At 67.6% G+C, this 12,040-nt stretch carries 10 protein-coding genes and 2 tRNA genes; 3 read left to right on the top strand and 9 right to left on the bottom strand.

Features of this window, described 5'->3' with window-relative positions; genetic code table 11:
- The first annotated feature begins 73 nt into the window (after positions 1 to 73).
- The gene (locus ACEN98_RS10760) at positions 74 to 2,326 is read left to right on the top strand and encodes an ATP-binding protein (RefSeq protein WP_413384159.1); all 2,253 of its coding nucleotides are present in this window, start codon (positions 74 to 76) and stop codon (positions 2,324 to 2,326) included.
- A gap of 18 nt (positions 2,327 to 2,344) precedes the next feature.
- On the top strand, positions 2,345 to 2,803 hold the full coding sequence (locus tag ACEN98_RS10755; RefSeq protein WP_413384158.1) for a response regulator: 459 nt from the start codon (positions 2,345 to 2,347) through the stop codon (positions 2,801 to 2,803).
- A gap of 27 nt (positions 2,804 to 2,830) precedes the next feature.
- Here ACEN98_RS10755 and ACEN98_RS10750 read toward each other — a convergent pair whose 3' ends face one another.
- From ACEN98_RS10750 to ACEN98_RS10710, 9 genes are all read right to left on the bottom strand, one after another.
- Positions 2,831 to 4,459 (bottom strand): response regulator, encoded by a 1,629-nt coding sequence (locus ACEN98_RS10750; protein ID WP_413384156.1) that lies wholly within the window; start codon positions 4,457 to 4,459, stop codon positions 2,831 to 2,833.
- A gap of 144 nt (positions 4,460 to 4,603) precedes the next feature.
- On the bottom strand, positions 4,604 to 4,945 hold the full coding sequence (locus ACEN98_RS10745; RefSeq protein ID WP_413384155.1) for an HNH endonuclease: 342 nt from the start codon (positions 4,943 to 4,945) through the stop codon (positions 4,604 to 4,606).
- Positions 4,946 to 4,985: 40 nt separating this feature from the next.
- Positions 4,986 to 6,080: a tartrate dehydrogenase gene (locus ACEN98_RS10740; RefSeq protein WP_413384154.1), complete on the bottom strand. Its 1,095-nt coding sequence runs from the start codon at positions 6,078 to 6,080 to the stop codon at positions 4,986 to 4,988.
- Between the two features lie 26 nt (positions 6,081 to 6,106).
- Entirely contained in the window at positions 6,107 to 7,504 is a 1,398-nt protein-coding gene (locus tag ACEN98_RS10735; RefSeq protein ID WP_413384153.1) for an MFS transporter, read from the bottom strand.
- A gap of 84 nt (positions 7,505 to 7,588) precedes the next feature.
- Positions 7,589 to 7,966, bottom strand: a complete 378-nt coding sequence (locus ACEN98_RS10730; RefSeq protein ID WP_413384150.1) for a hypothetical protein — start codon at positions 7,964 to 7,966, stop codon at positions 7,589 to 7,591.
- Between the two features lie 65 nt (positions 7,967 to 8,031).
- Positions 8,032 to 9,249: a YeeE/YedE family protein gene (locus tag ACEN98_RS10725; RefSeq protein ID WP_413384148.1), complete on the bottom strand. Its 1,218-nt coding sequence runs from the start codon at positions 9,247 to 9,249 to the stop codon at positions 8,032 to 8,034.
- 114 nt (positions 9,250 to 9,363) lie between these two features.
- Positions 9,364 to 9,439, bottom strand: a tRNA-Asn gene (locus tag ACEN98_RS10720).
- Positions 9,440 to 9,461: 22 nt separating this feature from the next.
- Positions 9,462 to 10,565 carry an acyl-CoA dehydrogenase gene (locus tag ACEN98_RS10715; protein ID WP_413384147.1) on the bottom strand — a complete coding sequence of 368 codons (1,104 nt, stop codon included), beginning with the start codon at positions 10,563 to 10,565 and terminating at the stop codon, positions 9,462 to 9,464.
- A 61-nt stretch (positions 10,566 to 10,626) separates the two neighbouring features.
- Positions 10,627 to 10,702, bottom strand: a tRNA-Asn gene (locus tag ACEN98_RS10710).
- A gap of 115 nt (positions 10,703 to 10,817) precedes the next feature.
- Here ACEN98_RS10710 and purT point away from each other — a divergent pair.
- Positions 10,818 to 12,020, top strand: a complete 1,203-nt coding sequence (purT, locus tag ACEN98_RS10705) for a formate-dependent phosphoribosylglycinamide formyltransferase (RefSeq protein ID WP_413384145.1) — start codon at positions 10,818 to 10,820, stop codon at positions 12,018 to 12,020.
- Positions 12,021 to 12,040: the final 20 nt, after the last annotated feature.

Below are 12,040 nucleotides of genomic sequence, written 5' to 3'. Positions count from 1 at the left end.
CGGACGGACGCCCAACTTTTCAATGTAAAATGCTGCACTTGCAACCCGACGTTTCCGACGCCGTTGACCACCCATGACCCAGGCCGCCACCGTCCTCGACCTGTCGACCTGCGACGAGGAACCGATCCGCACGCCCGGCAGCATCCAGCCGCACGGTTTCCTGCTGACGCTCGCGCCCGACCTGGCCGTGCTGCAGGCCAGCGCCAACCTGGGCGACTGGACCGGCGTCGCGGCGGGGGACGCCGTCGGGCAGCCGCTGGCGGCCGTGATCGGCGCCGCGGCGGCGCAGCGTATCGCGCCCGAGCTGGCGGCCGACCTGGGCCCGCGCCCGTACTACGCAGGCACGATCACGACGGCCAACGGCCACCACTTCGACGTGCTGGCCCACAAATGGGATGGCGTGACCATCGCCGAATTCGAAGCCGTCGACCGCGCGGAAGCGGCGGATTTCCGCCACTTGTACCCGCTGATCGGCGACTTCCTGCTGAAGGTGAACGACGCGACGGGCATCGAAGCGCTGGCGAGCCTGGCGTGCCAGCACATCCGCTCCGTGACGGGTTTCGGGCGTGTGCTCGTCTACCGGTTCGACGCGGACGGCCACGGCCACGTGATGGCGGAAGCGCGCGACGAACGCTGTCGCTCGTACATGGGGCAGCACTTTCCCGCGTCCGACATCCCGGCGCAGGCGCGCGAGCTGTACAGGCTGTCGCGCATCCGCCTGATCCAGGACGCGACCTACGTGCCCGCCCCGCTCGTGCCGGCGCTGAACCCCGTCACGGGCCGGCCGAACGATTTGTCGTTCGCGGCGCTGCGCAGCGTGTCGCCCGTGCACCTGCAATACATGCGCAACATGAACACGCTGGCGTCGATGTCCGTGTCGCTGATGGTCAAGGGCAAGCTGTGGGGCCTGGTCTCGTGCCATAACGAAGAACCGACCCCGGTCACCTTCGAAAAGCGCACGGCGTGCGAGCAGCTGGGCCAGATCCTCGCGCTGTGCATCGAATCGCGCGAGGACGCGGCCGACCTGCAGTTCCGCCTCGAAGTGCGGCGCACGATGGTGTCGATGCTGGCCGGCCTCACGCAGGGCAGCGACTTCGTCGAGAACCTGGCCAATGTGTTCCCGGACCTGCTGCGCTTCGCGCGCGCGTCGGGCGTGGCGATCATGGTCGACGACCGCGTCCTCACGTACGGCGACACGCCGGAGGAAGACGACATCCGCGCCCTCGTCGACTGGCTCACGCTGCACGACCACGGCGACGTGTTCCACAGCGATAAACTGTCCGCGCAGTATCCGCCGGCGGCGCGCATCGCGCGCAACGCCAGCGGCCTGCTCGCGATGCCGATCTCGCGCATCCACAAGCACTACCTGCTGTGGTTCCGTCCCGAGTGGGTACACACGATCGAGTGGGCGGGCAATCCGCACGGGAAAGTGCCCACGCGGGGCGCCGGGTCCGGCGCCCCGCCCACGCAGCTGTCGCCGCGCACGAGCTTCAAAGCGTGGCGCGAGACGATCGTCGGCACGAGCCAGCCGTGGCACCAGGGCGAGATCGAGATGGCGCTGGAATTCCGCACCGCCCTCCTCGGCATCGCGCTCGAACGCGCGGAGCAGATGGCCGAACTGGCCGAGGAACTGGGCCGCGCGAACAAGGAACTGGAAGCGTTCTCGTACTCCGTGTCGCACGACCTGCGCGCGCCGCTGCGCCACATCGTCGGCTTTGCCGACCTGCTGCTCGAATCGGCCGGCGACGAGGACGCCCAGCAGCGCCAGCGCTTCCTCAAGAACATCAAGGAAGCCGCGCGCCTGGCCGGCAAGCTCGTCGACGACCTGCTGTCCTTCTCGCAGATGGGCCGCGCCTCGCTGCGCCCGACGACGGTCGACATGCACGACCTCGTCGCCTCCTGCCGCGACAAGCTGGCGCTGGAAACGCGCGGCCGCAACATCGAGTGGAACATCGGCACGCTGCCGGAAGCCTGGGCCGACCCGACGTTCCTGCATCTGGCCCTGTTCAACCTGCTGGCCAATGCCGTCAAGTTCACGGGCCAGCGCGATCCGGCCGTGATCCGCATCTCTGCCGAAGACCATCCGCACGAGACGGTCTTCCACGTGGCGGACAACGGCGCCGGCTTCAACATGGAATACGTGCACAAGCTGTTCGGCGTGTTCCAGCGCCTGCACCGGATGGAAGATTTCCAGGGGACGGGCATCGGCCTGGCGAACGTGCGCCGCATCGTCGAGCGCCACAACGGCCGCGTCTGGGCCGACTCCGTGCAGGGCGAAGGCGCGACGTTCTCGTTCGCGCTGCCCAAGCCAGACTCATCTCATTGAAAGTTTACGAAGACATCCATGCTCAAACCCATCCTGCTGGTCGAAGACAACCCGAACGATCTCGAACTCACGCTGATCGCGCTGTCCAAGAGCCAGCTCGCCAACCAGGTCATCATCGTGCGCGACGGCGCCGAAGCGCTGGACTACCTGCACCGCCGCGGCGAATACGCGTCGCGCGCGGCCGGCAATCCAGCCGTCGTCCTGCTCGACCTGAAGCTGCCGAAAGTGGATGGATTGGAAGTCCTGCGCGAAGTCCGCAGCACGGACGGGCTCAAGCCCCTGCCGGTGGTGATGCTGACGTCGTCGAAGGAAGAACAGGACCTCGTGCGCAGCTACGAGCTGGGCGTGAATGCCTACGTCGTCAAGCCGGTGGATTTCACGGAATTCGTGCGCGCGATCGCGGACCTGGGCATTTTCTGGGCCGTGCTGAACGAACCGCCGCCGGGGTCGCAGCGCTACGTCAAGCCCAACAAGTAACGATCCGTGCCCACGCGAATGTTCGCGTCACGCATCGTTACGCGCGGGCACAGGGGTGTCCGCCCTACGGCGTAGCAAATGCCGGATGCGCGCGCTGAGCGCGTCCGGGTGGTAAGGCTTCTGCAACAGGTTGACGGACGCCTCCAGCTTCCCTTCGTGCGCCAGCACGCCCTCCGCATAGCCCGACGTGTATAGAATCTGCGCCTGCGGCAGGCGCGCACGCACCACCTCGCCCAGTTGCAGGCTGCTCACCGGGCCCGGCATGATCACGTCCGTGAACACGAGGTCGATATGCTGGCCGCGCTCCACGATCTCCACGGCCTTCGCCGCATCCGGCGCCTCCAGCACCTTGTAGCCGAGCGCGGACAGGATGCCGCAGGTCGTGCTGCGCACGTCTTCCTCGTCCTCGACGACGAGGATCGTCTCGATGCCACCCAGAAGCGGCGCCGTCGGCGCCTGTTCCGCGTGCTGCGGCTCGGCCTCGCTGCGCGGCAGGTAGATGCGTACGCTGGTGCCCTTGCCCGGCTCGCTCCTCAGCACGATCTCGCCGCCGGACTGCTTGACGAACCCGTACGCCATCGACAGGCCCAGGCCCGTTCCCTGTCCCGTCGGCTTGGTCGTGAAGAACGGCTCGAACGCGCGCTCCAGCACTTCGGGTGCCATGCCCTTGCCCGTGTCCGCCACTTCGATCAGCACATAATGGCCGCGCGGCACTTCGGTCGGCAACACGCCGTCGGGCCCGGCATTGGCCGCGCGGATCGTCAGCGTGCCGCCGCCCGCCATCGCATCGCGCGCATTGATCGCAAGGTTCAGCAGCACGTTGTTGAGCTGGTTCGGATCGACGAGCGTGCTGCCCAGGCTTGCCGAAATGTCGGTCACGACGCGCGCGCGTGGACCGAGCACGCGGCGCATCATGTCGTCCATCTCGCGCAGCAAATGGCCAGGATTGATCACGACGGCCTGCAGCGGCTGGCGGCGGGCAAAGGCGAGCAGGTGCGACGACAGCCTGGCCCCGCGCCCCACGCCGGCCAGCGCCATGTCGACGCGCGCCTTGCCGGCATCGTTCAGGTTGCCCACCAGCTTCAGCAGCTGCAAATTGCCGCCGATGATCTGCAGCACATTGTTGAAATCGTGCGCGACGCCGCCCGTCAGCTGGCCGATCGCCTCCATCTTCTGCGCCTGGTACAGCGCCGACTGGCTGGCGGCCAGCTGCTCCTGGCTGAGACGCAGCGACACGAACGCCGCATCGCGCTGGCGCCGCGCGATGCACGCATCGCTGTGGTAGCGCACGCGCGCGACGAGTTCGCGCGGATCGGGCCACTTGACGAGGTAGTCGTTGGCGCCGAGCGCGAACGCTTTCGCCTTGATCTCGGGATCTTCTTCGGACGACAGCAGGATGACGGGAATGTGCTCGGTGTCCTTGTCCGCGCGCAGGCGGCGCGTGACTTCGAAGCCGTCGATCTCGGGCATGCGCAGGTCGACGAGCACGACCGTCGCGCCGATTTCCTTGGCCAGCTCGACCGCCATGCCGGGGTCGCGGGCATAGCGCAGCGCATACGAGGCGCATCCCTTCATGCCGTGGGAGATGATGTCCTCGGCAAAGGGTTCGTCGTCGATCAGGAGAACCGAGCAGGCGTTGGCGTCTTCTTGGTTCATTGCAACTGCGGGGATAGCGGCATTGAAAAAGGAACCAGAATTGCAAAAAAGTAAGAACTGATTGTAACACCAAGCACGACGGGGGAGAGGTCCGATTCAATCGTGCGACACAATCGATGTCATCCTGATAATAGAAGACTTTGCTCAGCGGCTCTTCTTGGTATTCGACGTGAACGTCCGCGCATAAAACGCCGGCGGTTTCTTCATCACCCACTCGATGAACGCCCGAATATCGCCGTGCTCCTTGAGCACATCCCACGTGTGATAGGTACGCAGCAACTCGCGCTCGGAAAACGTCGCATGGATCTTGCGATGACAAATCTTGTGGATAGGGAACTGCTCCCTGCCCTTCAGCGACTTCGGGATCAGGTGATGCCGGTCGATGTTGACCGTGCCGAGCGGCCGGCCGCACAGCGGACACGGGCTGTCCGCCGCGGCGGGCTGGGCAGGAAAATCGAAGTCGGGAATGCGGGAACGGCGCGCCATGTTTCGTATATCGGGGCGGCCGTGCCCGTTTAAAGCATGATCAGCCGCGCACGCGCGCCGCGATGGCGTCGCCCACCTCGACCGTCGTCGCCGTGCCGCCCAGGTCGCCCGTGCGCGGTCCGTTCTTCAGCACGTCTTCGATCGCGGCCACGATCGCATCGTGCGCCTCGCCGCAGCGCGGATCCGGATCGGGGCCGGCGGCGAGGAACGACAGCATCATCGCGCCCGACCAGATCATCGCGATGGGGTTGGCGATGCCCTTGCCGGCGATGTCCGGCGCAGAGCCGTGCACGGGTTCGAACAGCGACGGGAACGTGCGGTCCGGGTTCAGGTTGCCAGACGGCGCCAGGCCGATCGTGCCCGTGCACGCGGGGCCGAGGTCGGACAGGATGTCGCCGAACAGGTTCGACGCCACGACGACGTCGAACCGGTCGGGCTGCAACACGAAGCGGGCCGTCAGGATGTCGATGTGCTGCTTGTCGACGGTGACGTCCGGGTACTCGGCGTGGATGGCGTCCGCGCGGCCGTCCCACCACGGCATGCTGATGGCGATGCCGTTCGACTTGGTCGCCACCGTCACATGCTTGCGCCGGCGCGCGTTCGCGAGCTCGAACGCATACTGCAGCACGCGGTCGGTGCCGTAACGCGTGAACACGGATTCCTGGATCACCATCTCGCGCTCGGTGTCCGGGAACATCACGCCGCCCAGGTTCGTGTACTCGCCTTCCGTGTTTTCGCGCACGACGAAAAAGTCGATGTCGCCCGGCTTGCGGCCGGCCAGCGGGCACGGCACGCCTTCGAACAGGCGTACCGGGCGCAGGTTGATGTACTGGTCGAATTCGCGGCGGAACTTGAGCAGCGAGCCCCACAGCGAGATATGGTCGGGCACCAGCGCGGGCCAGCCGACGGCGCCGAAATAGATGGCGTCCATGCCGGACAATTGCGCTTTCCAGTCCGGCGGCATCATCTCGCCGTGCTGGATGTACCAGTCGCAGCTGGCCCACGGGAAATGCGTGAACTCGAGCTGCAGGCCGAAGCGCTCGGCCGCGGCCGCCAATACCTTCAGGCCTTCCGGCAGGACTTCCTTGCCGATGCCGTCGCCCGCGATGGCGGCGATCTTGAAACGTCGTGTCATCTGTTTTCTTTCTTGAATGGTGAAGCTCACACGGCCGGTGCCGCGACGACCAGGCGCGAGAAACTGGCCACGCTGGCCGCGAACGAGAACGCGGCGGCGATGCCGAGCGCGAACCATGGTCCGCGTACGTGAGAGATGGTAAGGCAGAACGCGACGAGCGCGGCGCCCGTCGCCTGGCCCGTCAGGCGCGCGGTGGCGACCATGCCGCTGGCGCTGCCGGCGCGCGAGCCCGGCGCGCTGCCCATGATCGCCTTCACGTTCGGCGCCTGGAAAAAGCCGAAGCCGATGCCGCAGAGGGCCATGCGCCAGCCGATGTCGAAGGCGGACGGCGCTGCCGGCAGGCTCATCATCGTGACCAGGCCGGCCGCGAGGATCAACAGGCCGATGCCGCCCAGCAGCCCCGGCGAATACCGGTCGCTCAATCGTCCGGCGACGGGCGCCATCACGCCGACCATCACGGGCCACGGCGTCATCAGGAAGCCCGTCTCGACGGGCGAACGGCCGAGCGTCGTCTCGAAAAAGAACGGCAGCGCGACGAATGCGAGCGCCTGCGCGGCGAACGTGCAGATGGCGGTGATGGTCGACAGCGCGAACAACGGACGGCGGAACAGGTCCACCGGCAACAGCGGCGCCGGATGGCCACGCTCGCGGCGCAGCAGCAGGACGAAGAACACCAGGGCGATCAATGCCTCCGGCAGCAACGTCTTCATGTCCACGCGGTGCGCGGCATCGCCCAGCGCCAGCACGGCCATCGAAAACGCGACGACGTTGTAGAGGCCGGCGAGCCGGTCCACGCGGTGGGTCGCGCGGCGCGTTTCCGGCAGCACCTTGCGCGCCATGAAGAACGCGACGATGCCGGGCACGACGTTAATACCAAATAACCATTGCCACGACGATGCGGCAAGAATGATCGACGCGAGGCTCGGCCCGAGCGCGAAGCCGACCGCGACGACGAGGGCATTGGTGCCGAAGCCGCGTCCCAGCAGTTTTGCCGGATACGTGGCGCGCAGCAGCGCCGTGTTGACGCCCATGATGGCGCTGGCCCCGAGGCCCTGGAACAGGCGCGCGGCGATCAGCACGGGCAGCGACCACGCGAGCGCGCACGCGAGCGAGGCCACCGTGAACAGGGCCATGCCGGCCACGTAGACGCGGCGGTAGCCGATGGTTTCGCCCAGCGCCGCGATCGGCAGCAAGGTGGCGACCATGGCCAGCTGGTAGGCATTCACGATCCACACGGAGTCGGCCGGCGTGGCGTGCAATTGCTGCGCCATCGCGGGCAATGCGGTGTTGGCGATGGCGGTATCGAGGGATGACATGCCCACGCCGAGCGCGAGGGCAAGGATGGCCCAGGCGCGCGGGCCCGCTGGTAATCCATCCTGGAATCCGTCCTGCTCGAGAGGTGTTGTATTGACTGCTGCTTGCATGCTCGATCCCGACGGCAAAGGATCGATTGTAGGCCGGCTGGACGAAGCTTGCAGACGATCCCCCGATTTGAACGGCGCCCGTCTTTACGGGCTCGCCGTCGAATGGACGATCTTGCGCGCACGGATCTGGCGGGGGCGCGGCGCGGTGACGCGGGCGGCGACGGCGTCCGGCACGTTCTCCTGCCGCATCAGTGCGAGCGCGTAGTCCGTGCCCAAACGCCGTTCGATCTTGAGGGCGGCCTCGACGATGGCATCGTGCACGTGGTTCTTGCGGCGACAGCGGAACAGCGGCAACCGGACGGGATCGGCCTGGCGCCGCTGGTCCGTGAGCAGGACGCGCTCGGCGATGTCGCCGGGGACGCCCTCCCGCGCCAGATAGGCCAGGGCCTCGTCCAGCCCCAGCATGTCCTTGTAGACGAGTGCAACTTCGATATGCTGTGAAACCAGGTTTTTACTGCGCACGCAGAACGTCATAAGCAGCCCCGGAACAATTGGTACCGAGGCTGCATGATACTGCAATGGCGAACTCAGCAGCCGCTCTGTTGCACCCGTTCCACGTCGAGCCCGAACAGCGGACGCAGCCGCGTACCGAACACATTGCCGACGAAGGCGGCCACGAGCCACAGCCAGCCGTGCAGGCTGCCCGACACGATGCCGCTGAAGTAGGCGCCGATGTTGCAGCCGTACGCGAGGCGCGCGCCATAGCCGAGCATCAGTCCGCCGACGACGGCCGCGAGGAGCGAGCGCAGCGGCACGCGCCACACGGGCGCATAGCGGCCCGCCAGCGCCGCCGCCAGCATCGCGCCCAGCACGATGCCGATGTCCATCACGGATGTCACGTCGTGCGACACGGGCGCGGCCAGCGCGGCGGCGTTCGCCTTCGTCGACCAGTACGTCCAGCTTGCCGTGTCGATGCCGACCGCCTGCGCGGCCTTGGCGCCCCACAGCGCGAACGCGGACGTCACGCCCCACGGGCGGCCCGACAGTGCGAGCGTCGCGAAATTCAGCACGACGAGCGCGACGGCGCCGGCCACCAGCGGCCACGGCCCGTGCAGCCACGGCGACGCGTGCGCGGGCCGCACGGTCGGATCGACGAGGCGGCCGTGCCGGCGCTTCTCGACGACGACGGTGACGCACGCGATGAGCGCGAACACGGCCCAGTTGAGCAGCAGCGCGGGCGCCAGGCCCAGCGTCTTCACGAGCGAGACCGGTTTCAGTTGCGGCAGCGACGTCCAGAACGGCATGTGCGCCGTCGCGATGACGGAACCGGCGATGAACGCAAGCAGGGTCACGATCATGCGCGTGCTGCCGCCGCCGACCGTGTACAGCGTGCCGGACGCGCAACCGCCGCCCAGTTGCATGCCGATGCCGAACATGAACGCGCCGACGATCACGGACGTGCCCGCCGGCGACACGAGCCCATTGACGGGATTGCCGAACAGGGTGCCGGCGGACAGCGCCGGGAAGAACAGCGCGACGCCGACGGCGAGCATGATCATCTGCGCGCGCAGGCCGGCGCCGCGGCCGTCCGCGATGAAGACGCGCCACGCGGACGTGAAGCCGAATGCGGCGTGGTACAGCGCGAGGCCGAGCAGCGCGCCGACGACGAACAGCGCGGCGTGCTTCGCACCGACGGTGTGCGCGAGATACCACGCGCCGAGGACGATGAGCAACAACGCGACGCCGAGCGGTTTCGGGTTGACGTCGGCGCCGCGGCGGAATGTTGGCGAAGCTGCAGTAGACATTGGGAAACGATCTCGGGATAACGTAAGTCGTTATTTTCGCTCGTTTTTTTGTTTCCTGCTGGGGCGGGCAAAAACGAAAATGGGCATCGATTTCTCGACGCCCATTTTGAATTCTGGCTCCCCGACCTGGACTCGAACCAGGGACCTGCGGATTAACAGTCCGTCGCTCTACCGACTGAGCTATCAGGGAAAGGAGGCCGCATTATAGCGGCTCAGCTCAGCGGCAGCAATAGCGCGTGTTGCGACGCCGTATGGAAGTCGCGCCAGACGCGGTTGACGGCGCTGTCCGCGCTGGCCGCCACGAGGCCGCAGTACGGGTACAGCGTGTCGACGGCGTGGCGCGACGCGGCGACCCACTCCTGTGCCAGTGCCTGCATTTGCGCGGCCTGCTCGTCCGCGACGTCGGCGCCGGCGACGACGTCGGACCACGTCGCGTCGAGCAAGGCGTAGAAGCGCGCACGCACGTCATCCAGCCTGCCGCGGGCATCATCCAGCACGGCGCGCACGGCGGGCACGTCGATCAACGGCTCGTTCCGGGCGCCGAACCGGTTGCGCCGGCGCGCGATGCAGGCATGGGCCAGGTCGACGAAGTGGGACGCCATCCCGGCCACGTTCGCGGCCAGCGTGACGAAGGCGAACGGGAGAAATGGAAAACGGTACAGCGGCCCCTGCTCGCGCGCGGCGGCCGGGTCGATCACGAAGCCGTGGTCGGCATGGACCCACGCGCCGCGGATGCGGTAGGCGTGCGACGCCGTCGCGCGCAGGCCGATGCTGCGCCAGCGGGGCACGATCTCGACGATCTCCTTCGGCACCACGAACGCCTGGATGCGCGGCTGGCCGTCCGCGGCGAGCAGCGGCCGGCCGTCCGCGCGCAGGAAGGCGTTGAACGTGAAATGCGTGGCCATCGGCGCGCCGCTCGCGTAGTCCCATTCCCCCTCGACGCGCCAGCCGTCACCCTCGCGGTCCGCGTGACCCGTCGGGGCGCCGCTGCCCGCCAGGCAGGCGCGGGGCGTGGCCAGGATCGCGCGGGCCAGGTGCGGCGGCAGGAACCCCGCGAACCAGCCGGCGCCGGCGCACAGCGTGACGGTCCAGCCGACGCTGCCGTCGACGCGGGCGATCGCTTCTTCCAGCCGCACGACGTCCGGCAGCGGCCGCTCTTCCCCGCCGACCGCGCGCGGCGCCAGCATGCGCAGCCAGCGGCGGTGGTGGATCAGGGCCTGGTGGACGGGGTGCAGCCAGCCGTCCGTGTCGGCGGTGGCGGCGTAGCGGTCGATACGGGCGGCGTCGCGGGCGGCGAGCGGGGATTGATTCGTCATCGTGCGGCGGAAATGAAAAAGGCCGCGCTTCAATAAAATGAGTACGCGGCCTTTCGAATTCTGGCTCCCCGACCTGGACTCGAACCAGGGACCTGCGGATTAACAGTCCGTCGCTCTACCGACTGAGCTATCAGGGAATTGAGGCAATATTATAGCAGGAATCCGGGAATTGCCAAATCACGCCCGCGGCGTGCGCCCGGCGATACTGTTTGCTATAGTCGCCCTCTTCCCGACCTGCCCCCCCACTGACCAATGACCACCCTCGGCACTCCCCTCTCCCCTTCCGCAACCAAAGTCATGCTGCTCGGCTCCGGTGAGCTCGGCAAGGAAGTCATCATCGCGCTGCAACGCCTCGGCATCGAAGTGATCGCCGTCGACCGCTACCCGAACGCACCCGGCCACCAGGTCGCGCACCGCGCGCACGTCATCGACATGACGGACGGCGCCGCCCTCGCCGCGCTGATCGAGCGGGAGCAGCCCGACCTCGTCGTGCCGGAGATCGAGGCGATCGCGACCGCGAAGCTGGCCGAACTGGAAGCGGCCGGGACGATCACCTGCATCCCGACCGCGCGCGCCGCGCAGCTGACGATGAACCGCGAAGGCATCCGCCGCCTCGCCGCCGAGGAGCTGGGCCTGGCCACGTCGCCGTACCGCTTCGCGTCCAGCCTCGACGAGCTCAGGGCCGCCTGCGCCGAGATCGGCTTTCCGAACGTCGTGAAACCCGTGATGTCGTCCTCGGGCAAGGGCCAGTCGAAGCTGGACAGCGCCGCCGACGTCGAGCGCGCCTGGAACTACGCCGCGTCCGGCGGGCGTGTGGATGCGGGCCGCGTGATCGTCGAAGGCTTCATCGACTTCGATTACGAGATCACCTTGCTGACCGTGCGCGCGATCGGTGCAGACGGCAACGTCGAAACGCGCTTCTGCGAGCCGATCGGCCACAAGCAGGTCCATGGCGACTACGTCGAATCGTGGCAGCCGCAGCCGATGGCTCCGCTCGCGCTGCGGCGCGCGCAGGAGATCGCCGGGAAGGTCACGGCGAACCTGGGCGGCCAGGGCGTGTTCGGCGTCGAGCTGTTCGTCAAGGGCGACATGGTGTGGTTCTCGGAAGTGAGCCCGCGCCCGCACGACACCGGCATGGTGACGATGGCGACGCAGGTGCAGAGCGAATTCGAGCTGCACGCCAAGGCGATCCTCGGCCTGCCCGTGAACACGGCGCTGCGCGCGCCGGGTGCGTCCGCCGTGATCTACGGCCAGCTGGAGGAAGCGGGCATCGCGTTCGAAGGCGTGGCCGACGCGCTGCGCGTGCCGGGCAGCGACATCCGTTTGTTCGGCAAGCCGGCGTCCTTCGCGCGCCGCCGCATGGGCGTGGCGCTGGCGACGGCCGACGACGTCGACACGGCGCGCGCGCGGGCGCTGGAGGCGGCGGGCAAGGTGAAGCCCATCAGCGCCCGATAAGCGCCAACGACATCGCGCAT

Source organism: Massilia sp. CT11-137 (assembly GCF_047302885.1).
Lineage (GTDB): Bacteria > Pseudomonadota > Gammaproteobacteria > Burkholderiales > Burkholderiaceae_D > Telluria > Telluria orientalis.
Note: the sequence above shows the minus strand (reverse complement) of the source record. Positions and strands in the feature narration are given on the sequence as shown.